The sequence below is a fragment of the Mucilaginibacter endophyticus genome, assembly GCF_003351025.1.
Classification (GTDB): domain Bacteria; phylum Bacteroidota; class Bacteroidia; order Sphingobacteriales; family Sphingobacteriaceae; genus Mucilaginibacter; species Mucilaginibacter endophyticus.
Map to the genome: position 1 here is coordinate 186,364 of NZ_QPCG01000006.1, position 16,893 is coordinate 203,256.

15 protein-coding genes are annotated in these 16,893 nt (G+C 41.9%); 9 read left to right on the plus strand and 6 right to left on the minus strand.

Annotation, left to right across the window (positions count from 1 at the left end):
- Nucleotides 1-126: 126 nt before the first annotated feature.
- From DUL71_RS23705 to DUL71_RS23730, 6 genes are all read left to right on the plus strand, one after another.
- Nucleotides 127-2,691 carry a DUF5686 family protein gene (locus DUL71_RS23705; protein ID WP_114940371.1) on the plus strand — a complete coding sequence of 855 codons (2,565 nt, stop codon included), beginning with the start codon at nt 127-129 and terminating at the stop codon, nt 2,689-2,691.
- 29 nt (nt 2,692-2,720) lie between these two features.
- A complete protein-coding gene (locus DUL71_RS23710) occupies nt 2,721-3,458 on the plus strand; it encodes a CDP-alcohol phosphatidyltransferase family protein (RefSeq protein WP_112574171.1) in 738 nt (245 codons plus the stop codon).
- Nucleotides 3,459-3,686: 228 nt separating this feature from the next.
- On the plus strand, nt 3,687-4,310 hold the full coding sequence (locus DUL71_RS23715) for a sterol desaturase family protein (RefSeq protein ID WP_114940372.1): 624 nt from the start codon (nt 3,687-3,689) through the stop codon (nt 4,308-4,310).
- Between the two features lie 2 nt (nt 4,311-4,312).
- Complete coding sequence (locus tag DUL71_RS23720; RefSeq protein WP_114940373.1) at nt 4,313-5,248, plus strand: phosphatase PAP2 family protein; 936 nt, start codon at nt 4,313-4,315, stop codon at nt 5,246-5,248.
- A gap of 245 nt (nt 5,249-5,493) precedes the next feature.
- Nucleotides 5,494-6,294, plus strand: coding sequence for a hypothetical protein (locus DUL71_RS23725; RefSeq protein ID WP_114940374.1), 801 nt, complete (start codon nt 5,494-5,496; stop codon nt 6,292-6,294).
- 109 nt (nt 6,295-6,403) lie between these two features.
- A complete protein-coding gene (locus tag DUL71_RS23730; RefSeq protein ID WP_114940375.1) occupies nt 6,404-6,961 on the plus strand; it encodes a CAP domain-containing protein in 558 nt (185 codons plus the stop codon).
- A gap of 152 nt (nt 6,962-7,113) precedes the next feature.
- Here DUL71_RS23730 and DUL71_RS23735 read toward each other — a convergent pair whose 3' ends face one another.
- From DUL71_RS23735 to DUL71_RS23750, 4 genes are all read right to left on the minus strand, one after another.
- Nucleotides 7,114-7,362 (minus strand): DUF1456 family protein, encoded by a 249-nt coding sequence (locus DUL71_RS23735; RefSeq protein ID WP_112576055.1) that lies wholly within the window; start codon nt 7,360-7,362, stop codon nt 7,114-7,116.
- 24 nt (nt 7,363-7,386) lie between these two features.
- A complete protein-coding gene (locus tag DUL71_RS23740) occupies nt 7,387-8,688 on the minus strand; it encodes a DEAD/DEAH box helicase (protein WP_114940376.1) in 1,302 nt (433 codons plus the stop codon).
- Nucleotides 8,689-9,213: 525 nt separating this feature from the next.
- Nucleotides 9,214-9,483 (minus strand): hypothetical protein, encoded by a 270-nt coding sequence (locus DUL71_RS23745; protein ID WP_112576053.1) that lies wholly within the window; start codon nt 9,481-9,483, stop codon nt 9,214-9,216.
- 58 nt (nt 9,484-9,541) lie between these two features.
- A complete protein-coding gene (locus DUL71_RS23750) occupies nt 9,542-10,219 on the minus strand; it encodes a pseudouridine synthase (RefSeq protein ID WP_114940377.1) in 678 nt (225 codons plus the stop codon).
- A gap of 254 nt (nt 10,220-10,473) precedes the next feature.
- On the opposite strand from DUL71_RS23750, the gene DUL71_RS23755 reads away from it, so the two are divergent.
- On the plus strand, nt 10,474-11,622 hold the full coding sequence (locus tag DUL71_RS23755; RefSeq protein WP_114940378.1) for an acyltransferase family protein: 1,149 nt from the start codon (nt 10,474-10,476) through the stop codon (nt 11,620-11,622).
- A 105-nt stretch (nt 11,623-11,727) separates the two neighbouring features.
- On the opposite strand, the gene rlmF is transcribed toward DUL71_RS23755, so the two are convergent.
- Both rlmF and DUL71_RS23765 read right to left on the minus strand, forming a co-directional pair.
- Nucleotides 11,728-12,693, minus strand: a complete 966-nt coding sequence (gene rlmF / locus DUL71_RS23760; protein ID WP_114940379.1) for a 23S rRNA (adenine(1618)-N(6))-methyltransferase RlmF — start codon at nt 12,691-12,693, stop codon at nt 11,728-11,730.
- A gap of 23 nt (nt 12,694-12,716) precedes the next feature.
- Nucleotides 12,717-13,187: a pyrophosphohydrolase domain-containing protein gene (locus DUL71_RS23765; protein WP_208645639.1), complete on the minus strand. Its 471-nt coding sequence runs from the start codon at nt 13,185-13,187 to the stop codon at nt 12,717-12,719.
- Nucleotides 13,188-13,451: 264 nt separating this feature from the next.
- Here DUL71_RS23765 and DUL71_RS23770 point away from each other — a divergent pair, with 264 nt between their 5' ends.
- Both DUL71_RS23770 and DUL71_RS23775 read left to right on the plus strand, forming a co-directional pair.
- A complete protein-coding gene (locus DUL71_RS23770; protein ID WP_114940380.1) occupies nt 13,452-13,769 on the plus strand; it encodes a hypothetical protein in 318 nt (105 codons plus the stop codon).
- A gap of 277 nt (nt 13,770-14,046) precedes the next feature.
- A complete protein-coding gene (locus DUL71_RS23775; RefSeq protein WP_114940381.1) occupies nt 14,047-16,821 on the plus strand; it encodes a TonB-dependent receptor in 2,775 nt (924 codons plus the stop codon).
- The last annotated feature ends 72 nt before the right edge of the window (nt 16,822-16,893 follow it).

The window sequence follows — 16,893 nt, forward strand, 5'->3', positions numbered from 1 at the left end:
AAACATACAGGGGCGGGCATAATTAATCCGTCAAAAACATTTGAATAACTTATACATACCTCTTTATCTAATAATACAGTGTTAAGCCGAAAAAAGAAGTTTGTATTTGCACAATGCACTAAGTACATGGATTGTAAAAAATTTTATAAAAGCTTATTTTTCTTAATACTGTTCTTTTCTGCTTCGGCATTATATGCACAGCAAACGGTAATAACGGGTGTTGTTACTGATGCAGGTAACAAACAAACTCTCCCTTCTGTTAGCATATCATTTACAGGTACTACAACAGGCACTACTGCCGATGTTAACGGTAAATATCGCCTTGTAACCAGCAACCAGGATTATAAACAAATCAAAATATCGTTTTTAGGTTATAAAGACGCTTTCTTAGCCGTTATTCCTGGTAAAGAACAGGTTATCAATGTAAAATTATTTCCGGCCTCACAACAGCTTAACGAGGTTGTGGTAAAATCGGGCAAAAAGCCTAAATACCGTAATAAGGACAATCCCGCTGTTGAGCTGATCCGTAAGGTTATCGAAAATAAAGAAAAGAACCGTCCTGAAGCTTATAACTACGTAGAATACAAGGAATACGATAAAATGATGTTTGCGCTGAGTAATGTATCAGCCCAGTTTTCGGACAGGAAGTTTTTCCGTAAATACAAGTTCATTTTAGATAATCGCGATAGCTCGCTTGTACCGGGCAAATCATTACTCCCTATCTACCTTGACGAAAAACTGCAACAGGTTTATTACCGCAAAAACCCCGAAAAAACAAGGGAAAATATAACAGGACAAAAAAGTGTAAACTACGGTCCGGGTATTGATAACGAAGGTTTAACCCAGTATTTTAAACACCTTTACAATAAGGTTGATATTTATACTAACAACGTATTTTTAATAACCAGCCAGTTCCTGAGCCCTATCTCTGATAACTCGCCTAATTACTACAAATACTTTATTGCCGATACTGTTCTTGACGCGCACAATAACAAGCTTGTAAAGCTTGATTTCACCCCGCGTAATACAACCGATGTGCTTTTTGAAGGTAGTATTTACATTACCCTTGATGGTAATTACGCCGTGCAAAAGTGCGACCTGACCATCAATAAACATATCAACATCAACTTCATCAGGTCCATGACCGTGAACCTGGAGTTTCAGCAAAACCCCGACGGACGTTACCACCTGAGCAAAAGCACAACTATTGCCGATTTTGGTGCTTCCAAAAAAGATGCTAAGAGCGGATTATTCGGTATAAGGGCCATAACGTACAGCAACTATGTTGTAAACAAGCCACGTCCTGATACAACTTACCAGGGATCGGAATATGCTGAGCTAAGCGATGAAGTGAAACATCGTCCTGACTCATTCTGGCAGGAAAACAGGCCTGATACATTAACGCTGGCCGAATCAAAGGTTTATAAAAACATTGATAGCCTGCGCAATATGCCATCATTTAAGCGCACCGTTGATATTGCAACCCTATTGCTTGCGGGTTACAAAGGTTTCGGTAAGTTTGAATTAGGCCCTGCAAATACATTTTACAGCTTTAACCCGGTTGAGGGTCTGCGTTTGCGTATTGGCGGTCGTACAACGCCCGAATTAAGTAAGCGTTACTATTTTGAAACTTACGCGGCTTACGGTTTTAAAGACGAGCGTTGGAAATACTTTTTAAGCGCAACTTATTCGCTTAACGATAAATCTATCTACCGCTTTCCGCAAAACTATATCAGGGCAAGCTTTCAGCGCGATACCAAAATTCCGGGTGCAAGCCTCCAGTTTGTGCAGGAGGATAACTTCCTGTTATCATTCAAGCGTGGCGTGAACGATAAATTCTTGTACAATGATTTTTACAGGTTTGATTATGTACACGAATTGGAAAGCCACTTTTCTTACGCCGCTGGCTTCAAAAAGTGGACCCAGGAGCCGGCAGGATCGTTATATTTTGACAATGTGATCAATGATCTGCCAAACTCTATCCATCATTTAACTACTACCGAGCTTACCGCAAGCGTGCGTTGGGCGCCGCACGAGCAGTTTTACCAGGGCAAGATCTATCGTATCCCTATCCCTAACAAATATCCTGCATTTGAGCTTGACTATGCTCAAGGCATAAAAGGTTTTTTTAACGGCGAATACAACTATCAGAAGCTTGATTTTCGTGCCGATAAACGCTTTTACTTTTCACAGTTAGGTTACGCGGATATCAATCTTTCGGCAGGTAAAATTTTCGGTTCGGTGCCATATCCTTTGTTAACTATACACAGGGCTAACCAAACTTACGCTTATGATATCGACTCATACAACTTAATGAACTTTTTGGAGTTTGTGAGCGATAAATACGCAAGCTTCAGGATAGACCAGCACTTCAGTGGTTTCTTCTTCAATAAAATACCATTGTTAAAGAAACTGAAATGGCGTGAAACGGCATCGCTAAAAGTATTATACGGTGGTTTATCTGATCAAAATAACCCGTCAATACATCCGTCATTGTACCAGCTTCCGGTTGGTGCCGATGGCGTGCCAATCACCTATACTATAGGCAAAACACCTTACGTTGAAGGTAGCGTTGGTATTGAAAATATATTTAAATTTATACGCATAGATTTTGTAAGACGCTTTACTTACCTTGACCAGCCAAACGTTGCCCAATGGGGTTTGCGCACAAGGGTTAAATTCGACTTCTAATCATTGCACCTAAATAAGCAGAGAGAAACATGGAACAGCAAACAACAACACTTAGGAGATCATTCAGAACCAACTTGCAATTAGGCATTTATAAGGTTATTGATCCGTTTGTGAAGATCCTTATAAAAATAGGCTTAACCCCTAATGCCGTTACCACTATTGGTTTTGTACTTAACGTAGGTGTTGCCGGTATCTTTATTTTAGGAGCCGAAGAAGGCAACCGCGGCGACCTGAGCTATGTAGGCTGGGCAGGCGGTTTGATACTTTTTGCAGGTTTATTTGATATGCTTGACGGTCAGGTGGCTCGTTTAGGTAACATGAAATCGATATTTGGGGCCCTGTATGACTCGGTACTTGACCGCTACAGCGAGCTGATCATGTTTTTGGGTATCTGTTATTACCTGGTAGCTCATCACTACTTCCTGAGCTCGATAGCTGCTTTTATCGCGCTTATCGGTTCAATGATGGTTAGCTATGTACGTGCCCGTGCCGAAGGTTTAGGTGTTGAGATAAAAGGTGGCTTAATGCAAAGGCCGGAGCGTGTGGTAACCATTGGTTTGTTTGCCGCTTTATCTGGCATCGTAGCACAATATATTGGTGGTAATTACAAACTGTTTATCCCGGGCATTAAATTTCATGTGTTTGAAACTATATCGATATTTACTATCCCTATTGTAATACTTGCTGTGTTAACCAATATCACTGCATTTAACCGCTTAAGAGAAGCCAAAAAAGCATTAATGAAGCTGGAAGAAGAAGGTAAATAAGTTGGCAGTAAGCAGTGGCAGTTGGCAGGTTGATAAGTGAATAGTAACCTTAGCTTACAACAACCGACAAAATATCATATCTTCGCCACAATAAAATAAAGGCATTTACACTTAGCAATATCTTTGCTAAAATTGCCTTTTGTTGGTTTAAGGCCAATCGTCTTTAATAAATTAATACACCGTAAACAGGCAGAGAAATAGTAAAGCATTTTTAAACCTGATTATATCATGAAAAAGAAATATATATCCAACTCACAGGAATCTGTGAGAATGTTCAAGAGCGATTTTTTAGAGGGACTTTCAAAAGTACATTACACTGTGCCCCTGTACATTTTTGTACCTGTTATTGGATATTGCAGCTATAAATTTTTTGATTTAGGGTTGGATATATTAACCTATATCGGTCTGTTCATTTTCGGTCTGTTCATCTGGACCATCACCGAATACATCATGCACCGCTTTGTTTTCCACTACCAGCCAAGCGAAAAACTGGAGTGGGCGCAACGTTTGCACTTTATCATGCACGGGGTACACCATGATTACCCAAGCGACGCCAAACGTTTGGTATTACCACCATCATTAAGCATTCCGCTGGCAACCGGCTTTTTCTTTTTGTTTAAATGGATGCTGCCTATAAACTATATCTGGGGCTTTTTCCCTGGCTTTATTTTAGGTTACCTGTTTTATGACATATCGCATTATGCCATGCACCACTTTAACTTTAAAAGCGGTTTGTTTAAGAAGATAAAACAGCATCACATGCTGCACCATTACCAGGATCCTGAAAAGGGTTACGGTGTTAGTTCACCTTTCTGGGATAAAATTTTCCGTTCAGATTTCTTAAAAAAATAGCAATGACCAATGCCAACAACGGTGTAACAGTAAATATCAAGTCGGTAATTATTGTTTCGCTGCTTTCCGTTGCTTACCTGGCGCTTTCCACTTTTCTTATCGGTTATAAACCCGATGAGCTTACCCTGGTAGTTATTTTTAACGTGTTGTTTTATGCATCGGCCATAACACGCAAGTTTATATTGGGCTTCACTATTTTTATAGTGTACTGGATCATTTTTGATTACATGAAGGCCTTCCCCAATTATAACTACAACCCGGTACATATCGCGCAGCTTTACAATGCAGAAAAACATTTGTTCGGCATCCACTTTAACGGAAAACTGTTAACACCTAACGAATACTGGCTCGCCAATACAAAAACTTACATTGATGTAATATCGGGTCTTTTTTACCTGTGCTGGATCCCGGTGCCGCTTGGTTTTGCCGCTTACCTGTTTTTCAAAAACAAAAAACAGTTCCTTAATTTCTCGCTGACATTTGTTTTGGTGAACATATTGGGTTTTATAGTTTACTACACCTACCCTGCCGCACCGCCATGGTTTGTTCAATATCACGGTTTCCACTTTATCCCGTTAACCATGGGCAACACTGCGGGCCTGGCCAGGTTTGACGCTTATTTTCACGCGGATGTTTTCAAGAATATCTACACCAAAGGATCAAACGTGTTCGCAGCTATGCCGTCGCTGCATTCCTCCTACCCTGTTATAGTGCTTTACTACGGAATAAAAAACAGATTGGGGCTTGTTAATATCTTCTTTGCAATAGTAACTGTTGGCATCTGGTTCACGGCTGTATATGCAAGTCACCACTATGTACTTGACGTATTAGCCGGCATTACCTGCGCTTGTTTAGGTATAACATTGTACAACGTATTGGTAAAGAAATTTACCGGTTTACAATCTGCCTTGCACAGTTACGAAAAAGTGATCTCTTAAGCAGTTGCCACTGTACAAAATCTCCTTTTGCATACAATCTTCTGTAGCAAAGCCAGTGCTGTGGAAAAAGGGATTGCCATTGTTAATTAATATTTCCCGCGCTATTATCCTGAAAAACAGCCTGTATCGTTACTAAACGAGTCAAAAGTCATTCTGTTCTCATAAACTATATTAAGATTACGTTAAACAGGCACGCTATTTGCCTAATTATAAGCAGATTATTGTATTTTCGAGTAATCTGTTATATGAAGAGACTTTTTACCTTACTTTTTATTCTGACAGCTGCGTTTAAATTATCTGCACATGCAAGTGATCTGGATAGCCTTAAGCAAAAATTACAGGTCACCGGTGACTCGCTGAAAGGCCCTATCTACACCCAAATAGCCGCTTATTATTTAACGTATGATACGGTATCAACCAGGCGGATGAAATACTACTTCCAGACCGAGGCGCTTAACTATACCATGCTCGCGCTGCATTACTATTCTACATATAATGATACTTTAGGCCAGCGTACAAGCTTTAACGCGCTGGCGAAGGTTTACCGCTCACAACGAAAGTTTATCCAGGCCAAATGGTTCATTTTACAGTCGAACACCATATCGCGGCAAAAAAAGGATACTCTTAATATCATTACCTCGTTAATTGAACTGGCAGCTATTAAAAGCGATATCAAGGACTATAAATTAAGCATGAAGGACTTGAATGATGCTTTAAACCTTTCGCTTAAAACCCATGACCCTAAAAAAGAATCGGTAGTACAGGTAGGTTATGCCGAACTGTACCGCAAAATGAATGATTTTGAAAAAGCTGCTGCTGCCATTAAACGTCACGAGTTTTTAGACGATAGCCTTAACCAGGTTACGGTTGACAGCATCGCAAAGGTAGCCGCGGCAGATTCTATCAAGATCAAAAAGAAAGATTCGGTATTGGCCAAAAAAAAAGTATATACCAGCAACTCCAGGCGCAGGCCAATGCTAAGATACGCCAGGCACATAACCTCATTATCTTTCTCATCGCCACAACTCTTGTTCTCGTCGTTATAACCCTTGTTATTATTTACAGGCGAAAGAAAACCGGTCGCTGGCGTTCAGCTATCAGGCGGCCGAAACAATAATTTAAACCACATGCGTTTAAAAGTGTCATAACACTAAGATGAAAAAGTTGATACTATCATTTGCTGCCCTATTGTTTTTGGATAACGTTTACGGGCAAAGCAGCAAAAAATTCAGAACCGAGTTTTTGAACAGTATTAATGCTACCCGGCAAAAGGGCTGTAATTGCGGCAGCAAATATTTTCCTCCTGCTCCACCTCTCACCTGGAATAACGATCTGGAAGATGCAGCCGTTGGTCATGCCAAAGATATGGCACGCCAAAACTATTTTAGTCACGACAGTAAGGACGGGCGGAGCATGGAAGACCGTATTGTTTACGCCGGATATAAATTTAAAGGCTTCAAGAGTTTTGCCATAGGCGAAAACATAGCCCAGGGCCAGCTCAGTATTGCCGAGGTAATGACCGGCTGGTTTAAAAGCGAAGGCCACTGCCGTAACCTCATGAACCCCGATTTTAAAGAAGTTGGCGTAGCGGAATATAAAACCTACTGGGTACAGGATTTTGGAGGGCGCACCTCGTTTTCGGCACAACAGCAAAAACTCATTAAATCGGGCAAATACAGGCTGATACAGGAAAAACCTGCGGAGGGGCACTGAAAAAATACTCATGTCATTACGAGCGATAGCGTGGCAATCGCACGGAAGCAGAGCCGCTCTGTATAGCATGCGATTGCTTCGTCGTTCCTCCTCGCAATGACAATCCCTTTATTGTTGCCATTTAGCCGTTGTTGGAGTTGTCTCCAACAACCTTACTTCTCAGCTTCCGGTTTTGGTTTTGGTTCTCTTGGGCCGCGTTTGTAAATGATAAGTCCGTTCAGGAAATTACGCAGGATCTGATCGCCGCAGGGCTTAAAGTTTGGGTGATCATCTGCACGAAAAATAGCACCTATTTCGGCTTTGGTGATCCTGAAATTGACTAATGCTAAAACCTTGATGATATCATCATCAGTAAATTTCATAGCCACCCGCAGCTTTTTCATGATATCGTTATTGCTCATTATATATCTTTCTTTTTAACAAAATTACCTCGAAATTTCCATCTTCACCTTTTTGCCTTTAATTTTTTCGACTTTCACCTGTCTTACAACACCCTCTATTTTATCGCGTTTGATAGCTGCGTATGATGAATAGTCCAACACTTCTATCAAGCCAAGATCATCCTTTGCCAGCCCCCCTTTTTTAAGCAGCAAGCCTACTATATCTACCTTATTAACCTTATCCTTTTTACCGGCGGCTATGTACAAGGTAACCCAGGGCGATGCAGGTGGAAATATCAGCTTTTCGGGCAATTGTTCAATCTCAGGTAATTGTTTCAAATATGGTAGCTTTTCATCGGGCGTTAACATCAGGTACGAGGTGCCCTTGGCGTTCATGCGTGCTGTGCGACCGTTACGGTGTAAAAAAGCCTCTTCATTGTGCGGCAATTGATAATGCACCACATATTCTATTTCAGGAATATCCAACCCGCGCGAGGCTAAATCAGTAGTGATCAGCAAGCGATGGCTTCCGTTTCTGAATTTTAACAGGGCCCGCTCACGATCGTCCTGTTCCATACCGCCATGAAAAATGTCATGCTCAAGCCCTTTATACCAAAGTAGTTCGCTGATCCTGTCGACGGCTTCACGATGATTACAAAACACCAGGGTGGCCTTATTTCCTATTTTGCAGATCAACGCGAACAAGGCATCCAGTTTATCAGCCGCCTCTGATATCACAGCCTTTTGCTTAATATCGGGTGCCGAAGTTACATTAGCCAGAAAATTTACTTCAACAGGCTTGTCTACCCCGGTAAAAGCCGGGATCTCATCCATTTTAGTGGCCGACGTCAAGATTCGCTTTTTAACAGCAGGCAACTGCCTGATGATGTACGACATATCCTCCTGAAAACCAAATTCAAGCGCTTTATCAAACTCATCAAGTATGAGCGTATGAACGGTATCAGCACTAAAATTTTCTTCGCGCTGGTGAAAGGCAATCCGACCCGGCGTACCAACTAAAACCGCTGGCGGATGCGACAGGTTATTGCGTTCAATTTTTACTGCGTGACCGCCATAACAGCAATTAATTTTGAAGCCGGTACCCATTGCTTTCCAAACCTGTTCAATTTGTAAGGCAAGCTCGCGCGATGGCACCAGGATCATTACCTGTACCGTATCAACATCAGCCTTAAGCAAATTTAGTAAGGGCAATAAAAAACCAAGCGTTTTTCCCGACCCGGTAGGCGATAAAAGGATTACATCGCCTTTTTTTGCGGCACTAAGCGCGGCAAGCTGCATAGGGTTAAGGGCAGTTATGCCGAGGTTACTCAGAGCCTGATCAATCATAATTTATTTGTTGAGGCGCAAAGATACGGTAAAAATCCTATGGAACTTTTCTTCTCCTTGCGCAAGGTTTAAACGCTATGACATTAGGTTAAGGAATCCTCCAGAGGGGGTATAGGTTTGTAGTAATATACACAGCCAAAATAACCGTGCCAGAGTACGAAACGCTGGAGTTGTGTACCTCTGGCCAATGTCATTAAGTTAAGGGAAATCCCCCAGAGGGGGTAAAGGTTTGTAGCAATAATATACCCAAAAACAACCGTGCCGGAGGTACGGAACACCGGAGTTGTGTACCTCTGGCACACAGAAAATCGGGTATATCTTACTGCTACAAACCTTTTGCACCTCTGGTGCACCCTGTCAATCTCTTAACTTAATGACATTGACCTCTGGCACACTAAAAATTGTTTCGTATAACTACAAACCTTTTGCACCTCTGGCGCAGCATGCCAATTTCTTAACTTAATGACATTCGGTTTAAGCGCGCCCGTTTCATTGGCATTCAAGCGAAGGACGCACGAACGTGCGTTATCCAGCTACCTCGGTGCTAAAATTATGTTTGATAAACCTTGCTATTTTCTTCGCTTCGTGGTGATTTAAATTTCCCATACAGGTATATTCCCACTCTTTCAGGTTATCGTCAAAAACGATATCCCCCAAATCTGTTTCACCCTCACTTAATCTGAATACACCGGTTGCATATACATGGGTGCCTGGTATTAGCTGGTGTACCGCCTCAATACTGATCTGGCGCATACCATCCTCGGTATCCAGATCAAAAACGACCAATTTTTCCATGTATTTAATACAATAGCAGGTCGGTTTTGTTTAAATAATTGCTTAAAGATTAATGCGGTTACCAGCCCATGATCTCCATCACCCGTTTAAATTCGGGTTGAAGGTTGGCATGGATGTTTACTTCCTCACCGGTTACGGGATGCTTAAACTTTAACACAGAGGCATGGAGCAACATGGTTGTCATTTCCCATTGTTCTAAAAAAAGCTTATTCTGCTTATTGCAGCCATGGGTACGGTCACCAATAATGGGGTGAAATATATGGCTCAGGTGCTTACGCAATTGGTGCATGCGCCCGGTGGTAGGCACAGCCTCAACTAAGGAGTATCTTGAAGTAGGATGTTTACCAAAAGCGATATCAAGTTCGGCACGTTTTAAGGTGGTATAAGTAGTAAATGCATCCTGCAGCGTGCCGTTTTCTTTTCGGAGCGGATAATCGATATCCTCCTTGTCCGGCGTATGGCCCCGTACTATGGCCAGGTATTTTTTGCTTACCTGATTTTCCATAAATGCCTTTTGCATGGCTATTTCAGTCTCCTTGTTGAATGCAAAAAGCAGGATTCCACCGGTTTTCCGGTCGATACGATGAACAGGGTTAACTTTCATGCCAATTTGATCACGAAGCAGCTGCAGGGCAAATTCTGAAGCATCAGCCGCTATAGATGAGCGGTGCACCAACAGGCCATGCGGTTTATTGATGGCAATCAGGTGCTCATCGCGGTATATGATCTCTAACATCGGCATAATTACAAGACCGCGAATTTACGGTAGCATTTTGGATTTATTTCTAAAATCTTTTCCTACCGCATCACATGCGTCTCCCTATGTAAAATGCCCAAAGTTGCATTGCGGCAGACGCATGTAATGCGTCTGCTACATAAGAATGCAAAATCTTTTTAAACCTCTTTTAAAAGTTCACAGATGTAAAAAAATAATTTTAAATAGTATTGGTTTTCATATCTTTAGTTCAAACCTAAAATACAATTAAGCTAATGGCTATTACAGCAAACCAGGCAAGCGCCAAACAGGCCGATGATATTAATGCAGCCCCTACCCGTTTATTTTCACTGGATGCCCTTCGCGGTTTCGATATGTTTTGGATTATGGGTGGCGAAGAAATTTTTCACGGTATGGCCAAAGCTACCGGATCGCCGTTTTGGGGCGCGATAGCCAATCAGTTTACCCACCCCGATTGGAACGGGTTTCACCTTTATGATCTTATTTTTCCATTGTTCCTGTTCATGGCAGGTGTATCCACACCATTTTCTGTAGGGCGTGAGCTGGAGAAAGGCAAAACCCGTCAGCAGTTACTGCTTCGGGTTATAAAAAGGGCATTTATTTTAGTGCTGCTTGGGCTTGTAGTAAACAACGGGATAAAAATTATGCCTATTTCCGAGATCCGGTTCCCGAGTGTGCTCGGTCGTATTGGTATCGCTTATATGTTTGCCAACATCATTTATCTGTACGGTAAAGAGCGCTGGCAAATGTTCTGGTTTTGCTTTTTCATTATCGGCTACTGGCTGCTGCTTAAATTCACATCAGCCCCGGGCTTCCCGATGGGCGATTTGACCATGAAAGGCAACTTTGCTTCATACGTTGACCGCAGTATATTACCCGGCAGGTTGTATTTGGGCATTCATGATCCAGAGGGCCTTTTTTCAACCATTCCGGCTATCAGTACCGGTATATTAGGGATACTTACCGGCATACTACTTAAAAAAGGAGGCATAACCCAAATGCGCAAGGTAGCTACCATGGCTGTAGCTGGCGTTATCTTCCTGGTACTGGCCCAGATCTGGAACCTTGATTTCCCGATCAACAAAAACCTGTGGACAAGCTCATTTGTACTACACGTAGGCGGTTTAAGCTTATTGCTGATGGCTTTGTTTTACTATATCATTGATGTAAAGGGGTACAAAAAGTGGTCCTTTTATTTCAGGGTGATAGGTATGAACTCCATCCTGATCTACGTATCTGGCCACTTCATTAAATGGGATTATACTACTGAAGGTTTCTTTGGTTGGATAGGCCAGTTAGTTGGCGATCCCTATAATATCGTAGTAATGGCTATTTGCTACGTGATGGTGAAATGGTTGTTTTTGTACTACCTGTATACTAAGAAGACATTTTTAAGAGTGTAATGAACCATGATTTTTAGGATGACCATGAATTAAAAAACATCAAGGCTATTCTAAAATCCTAAAAATCAAGGTTCAGATATCAAGAAAATCCTTTAATCCTACGAATCAGGGTTCTGTTCGTTTACCCCACGCCTGCTGCTCCTCTGGAGTTAAATAAGTCCAGGCCATGATGCGGCTTACTTTTTGGCCTTGCGACATGTTAATGGTTTGCACATCTGTTACGCCTTCTTTTTGAAGGGCATTAAACAATATCCTGAGGTTCTCTTTTTTAGATACGAGCGTGGTAAACCATAAAACCTGTTTTTCAAATGGTTTACTCTGTGCAGCCATCAGTTTCAGGAATGCGGCCTCACCACCGGGATACCACAACTCCGTATTTTGGCCACCGAAGTTTAGTATAGGTTGCTTATCTTTTCTTAAACCCAGGTTATCCCATTTGCGGGCCGAACCGGCAGCCGCTTCTTTAGCCGAAGCATGAAACGGAGGGTTACAAATAGTAAGGTCAAACAATTCGCCTGGTTTGATAATACCTTTAAATATATCGGCCTTTTTACTTTGCTGCCTTAATTCAACAGCAACTTTTAGATGACTGTTTTGTTCAACAATGCTTTGTGCTGATGCCATCGCCTCCAGTTCCAATTCAGAGCCAACAAAATTCCATCCGTACTCTTTAAAACCTACAATTGGATAAACAAGATTAGCCCCTACCCCAATATCAAGCACACGTACCCTTCTTCCTTTACGGATAACGCCATTATTAACAGAAGCAAGCAAATCGGCAGCGTAATGAATATAATCGGCGCGACCTGGAATAGGCGGGCATAAAAATCCTTCGGGAATATCCCAATAATTTATCCCATAATGGTGCTGCAATAACGCCCTGTTAAGTGTTTTTACCGCTTCCGGATCGGCAAAGTTGATGGTAAAGTTATCATACTCGTTAGTGCGCACAAACGGCCTTAAAGCAGGAGTAGCTTTAATCAATGTCTTAAAATCGTATCCCCCGCGATGTTTATTGCGTGGGTGCATATTGGTTTTAGCCTCGGGCTGGTTGGGTTCCTGTTCTGCCAATGGAATAATATTTTAATATAAAATTAGCCTACGATGCTTTTCAGATCGGCCGGTGAATAGTTGATAGATTTTAATGTTTTATTGTCAGATGAACGGTACACCAGGTAAAGGCCATCTATCTCTTTATAATACGCATCCGTATTAGCTGTGTTTTTATAATGTTCGATGGTTTTTTCGGCCTCTTCAACTGTTTTGCAGGCTTTGCTCATGTTGGAACGGTGCACTTCATCAAACAGTTCTTTAAATTTTGAGCCCAGTCCAAACTCAAGTACAGCGCCCGATAATACATATTGCAGGTCGCAAAGGGCATCAGCCACTTCAACCATGTTATTATCGTTTACGGCCTGCTGCAATTCTTTTAACTCTTCGGCAATAAGTTCGATACGCAGATCGCAGCGTGCTTTTGAGGGCATTACGGGCTTTTCAACTATGGGGTGCTTAAAAGTGGTATGAAATTCGGCTACCTGGGTTAACGCGCTTAAATCTTTGATCATATTGGTTTGGAACGATAAATAAACGGCTAAGTTATGAATTAACTAAAAGGCTTTCAAAAAATTAGTTTAACCTGTATTGGACGCTATGTTTTATAAAATAAAAATAAATAAACACAAACCAATTAATAGCACTGATTATCAGTTCATAAAAACTTAACATATCTAACAGTTGTTAACATAAATATAATATTAAAAACACATTATATTAACCTAACTTTGCATCGCGAAGAAAAAAACCGCTCCCAATCGATTTAATCCGTTCACATGAAAAACATAAAAGATAAAGCCGCTACCAAGCAAGCCCGCAAAGTTCTTAAAAAACAATTAAAAGAAAAATTAGTGATCCAGATTGAAACCCTGGTAAGCGAATTTGGCCCTGATGCCAGCAAAGCAAAAAAAGCTATTGACAAAGCCGCGAAAAACCTCGCTAAAACATTAGCAGCTAAATTAAGTCCCGTTGTACACGCCGCCCCAACTGAGCCGAAAGTTAAAAAAGAGAAAAAAGCAGCCGAAGCAATTGCACCTGAAAAGGTAAAAGTGAGCAAAAAAGCAAAAATTGCCGAAACTGAAAAAGCTTTATAATTAAAAACCCTGTCCAGAAAAGACATTTAGTTTATTTTTTAAATCCATAAAAGCCAATTATTAAAGATATCCATGCTTTAATAATTGGCTTTTTTAGTTTAATTTAAAAATACACACAAAAAAAAACCATAAAAAAAAAAATATTTCATACAAACTTCAAAAAACATAATTTTAAAATATAAAATCAACAATAAAACACACTAAATATTGATAATAGTTTAATAATTATTAACTTACATTAAATTAACAGCATCAATAAAGCTTCACCAACCGTTTTATGAAGAGATTTTTACCACTTACTTTTATTTTGCTTGCCATGTCATCCCTACTGGCGTTAGCACAAAAGAAAACTATTACCGGAACCGTTACCGATGCCGCAAACAGCGCACCTATGCCCGGCGTATCGATACATATTAAAGGGAGTAATTTAGGCAGCAGCACCAACGCCAAGGGGGTATACACCATTTCGGCCGCGGCGGCCGATGAATTGGTGATAAGTTATACAGGCTACAAAACCCTTACAATTGGAGTTAACGGACGCAGTAAAATTGATATCACCCTGGTAAGCGATGTAGCCCAGCTAAATGAAGTAGTATTAATAGGTACACGCTCGGCAGGGCGTGTAAAGTTGGAAACAGCCGTTCCTGTTGATATTGTTAATGTAGGCAAAGCCGCTTCTGTAACCGGCCGAATGGATATCACAGACATTCTTAATTATTCGGCTCCTTCCTTTAATTACAACAAACAATCCGGCTCGGATGGCGCCGACCACGTTGAACTGGGTACATTACGTGGCCTCGGGCCAGATCAGACACTGGTTTTGGTGAACGGCAAGCGCCGTCACTCCACAGCGTTCGTCTCAGTATTTGGTACACGCGGCCGTGGTAACTCAGGCGTCGATCTGAGTTCGATCCCAACGGCCTCTATCGACAGGATCGAGATCCTTCGAGACGGTGCTTCGGCCCAATACGGTTCTGACGCTATCGCGGGTGTTATCAACCTGGTGTTAAAGAAAACCACAGGTGTGTTTAACGCCAATGTTGGCTATTCCGGTTACTATGATCCCGCTTTTAACAGTGGCAAAAGCGTCGCTGCCTCACAATATCCACATGGAGGCGCGATAGATGGTAACGGCATTACGATTGATGCCAACTATGGTTTAGCCCTCGGTAAAAGTGGCGGCTTTATCAACTTTACCGGCGATTATGCCAAAAACGGCAAAACCTTCCGCCAAACGCATGATACCACAACTTCAAACCCTAAAGCGCTTCCAATAAACCCTTACAGACGGGCTAATGGTGATGGATCGGCCGAGAGCGGTACTTTCTTTTTCAACCATGAATCGCCGCTTGCCGGTACTCGTACAACTTTGTACAGTTTTGGAGGTTACAGTTATAAAGCATCTGACGATTATGCTTTCACCCGTAATTTCTCTGGCAGACCCGAAAGGTTCCCTACCGATAACAGCGGTAAGATAATTCCTGTTAGCGGTATTATTTTTAATACTCCCGATGGCGAATCTTATTATAACCCCATCATCCGCACACACAACACCGATATCGCGGTTGCGGTAGGAGCCAAAGGCACCTTAGGTGATGCCTGGGACTGGGATCTGAGCAATAACATAGGCAATAACAAATTCCATTTTTTTGGCTACAAAACGTTTAATGCTTCTTTAGGTGCAGATAAAACCAATTTTGACGACGGCGGGTCGGAGTTTTTACAAAACACCAGTAACCTGAACATCAATAAACACTTTGGCCATGTAATGCAGGGCCTTAATCTCGGTTTCGGCGGCGAATACCGTTACGAACGTTATAAAATCTTTTCGGGTGAAGAAGCATCGTACAAAAACTACGACCCAACGGGTGTAAAAGCGGCAGGTGCGCAGGGCTTCCCCGGTTACCAGCCAAGCGACGCGGTAAGTGCACATCGCTCGGTTGAAGGCGTGTATGTTGACCTTGAAGGAGATATCACCAAACAATGGCTGGTGGACTTTGCCAACCGCTACGAGCATTACAGCGATTTTGGTTCAAACTTTAATACCAAACTGGCCACACGCTACAAAATCACCGATAACTTTAATATCCGCGGGTCCTTAGGTACAGGTTTCCGTGCACCATCGTTACAACAGATCAATTACAGTTCAACCTTTACCAATGTACAGGGAACAGTAATATCCGAAGTTAAGATAGCGCCAAACTACAGCCCTATCACTAAAGCGGCAGGTATCCCTAACCTTAAACAAGAAAAATCAAAAAATGCCGGCTTAGGTTTCACCTTTAAGCCAGTGCCCGAGTTAAGCTTTACTGTTGATGGTTACTATATTAAAGTTACCGACCGCGTAGTGCTTTCGGGCCAGTTCAGTGCCGACGACGAAACCCTCGACCCTACATTTACAAATGCCTTAAAAAATCTGCATGTTAGCTCTGCCCAGTTTTTTGCCAATGCGGTTAACACCACTAATAAAGGTCTGGATGTAGTAATCGAATATAACAAAACCATCGGTGCAAACAGGTTCAGGGTATTGTTTACAGGCAATTTCCAAACCATGAAAATTGACAAGGTAAACTACCCACCTATTTTAGGAACTACCGCCGCCCTGCGCGAAACCTTCCTGAGCGAACGTGAAAAGAAATTCATCCTTGCATCGGCACCGCCTCAAAAACTTAACCTGAACCCTGAGTTTAGCCATAAAAACTTTACGGTAGGAACCCGCTTTACCTACTTTGGTAAAGTTGTAATTGATGGCTACGGCGATGGTACAACCCTTACCCCTACTGTGCCTACAGATGATGGTTCGGCACAGCTGCCCGACCAGTACATTTACAGCGGCAAAGTTGTAAGTGACCTGTATTTCGCCTATAGAGTAGCTAAATCTGTCCGTTTATCTATTGGAGCCGATAACGTATTCAATGTACATCCAGATTTAGCATATGTTAAAGGCGCGAAAGGTTACGCATTCAACAATGAACCATCCGGCCCGTTTGACGCCGTACAGATGGGACAAAACGGCCGCCGCTTTTTCGCAAGGGTAGGCTTTACATTTTAAAACTATTAACTGACAGATCTCATAGCTTAAGCTGCCCCGGTTTTGCGGGGCGGCTTTTTTGTTTTCAGAACG

Excerpts from the sequence above, each read along its gene's own strand:
- DUL71_RS23705 (WP_114940371.1), top strand. The coding sequence starts at position 127 with ATGGATTGTAAAAAATTTTATAAAAGCTTATTTTTCTTAATACTGTTC.
- DUL71_RS23710 (WP_112574171.1), top strand. The coding sequence starts at position 2,721 with ATGGAACAGCAAACAACAACACTTAGGAGATCATTCAGAACCAACTTG.
- DUL71_RS23715 (WP_114940372.1), top strand. The coding sequence starts at position 3,687 with ATGAAAAAGAAATATATATCCAACTCACAGGAATCTGTGAGAATGTTC.
- DUL71_RS23720 (WP_114940373.1), top strand. The coding sequence starts at position 4,313 with ATGACCAATGCCAACAACGGTGTAACAGTAAATATCAAGTCGGTAATT.
- DUL71_RS23725 (WP_114940374.1), top strand. The coding sequence starts at position 5,494 with ATGAAGAGACTTTTTACCTTACTTTTTATTCTGACAGCTGCGTTTAAA.
- DUL71_RS23730 (WP_114940375.1), top strand. The coding sequence starts at position 6,404 with ATGAAAAAGTTGATACTATCATTTGCTGCCCTATTGTTTTTGGATAAC.
- DUL71_RS23735 (WP_112576055.1), bottom strand. The coding sequence starts at position 7,362 with ATGAGCAATAACGATATCATGAAAAAGCTGCGGGTGGCTATGAAATTT.
- DUL71_RS23740 (WP_114940376.1), bottom strand. The coding sequence starts at position 8,688 with ATGATTGATCAGGCTCTGAGTAACCTCGGCATAACTGCCCTTAACCCT.
- DUL71_RS23745 (WP_112576053.1), bottom strand. The coding sequence starts at position 9,483 with ATGGAAAAATTGGTCGTTTTTGATCTGGATACCGAGGATGGTATGCGC.
- DUL71_RS23750 (WP_114940377.1), bottom strand. The coding sequence starts at position 10,219 with ATGTTAGAGATCATATACCGCGATGAGCACCTGATTGCCATCAATAAA.
- DUL71_RS23755 (WP_114940378.1), top strand. The coding sequence starts at position 10,474 with ATGGCTATTACAGCAAACCAGGCAAGCGCCAAACAGGCCGATGATATT.
- DUL71_RS23765 (WP_208645639.1), bottom strand. The coding sequence starts at position 13,187 with ATGATCAAAGATTTAAGCGCGTTAACCCAGGTAGCCGAATTTCATACC.
- DUL71_RS23770 (WP_114940380.1), top strand. The coding sequence starts at position 13,452 with ATGAAAAACATAAAAGATAAAGCCGCTACCAAGCAAGCCCGCAAAGTT.
- DUL71_RS23775 (WP_114940381.1), top strand. The coding sequence starts at position 14,047 with ATGAAGAGATTTTTACCACTTACTTTTATTTTGCTTGCCATGTCATCC.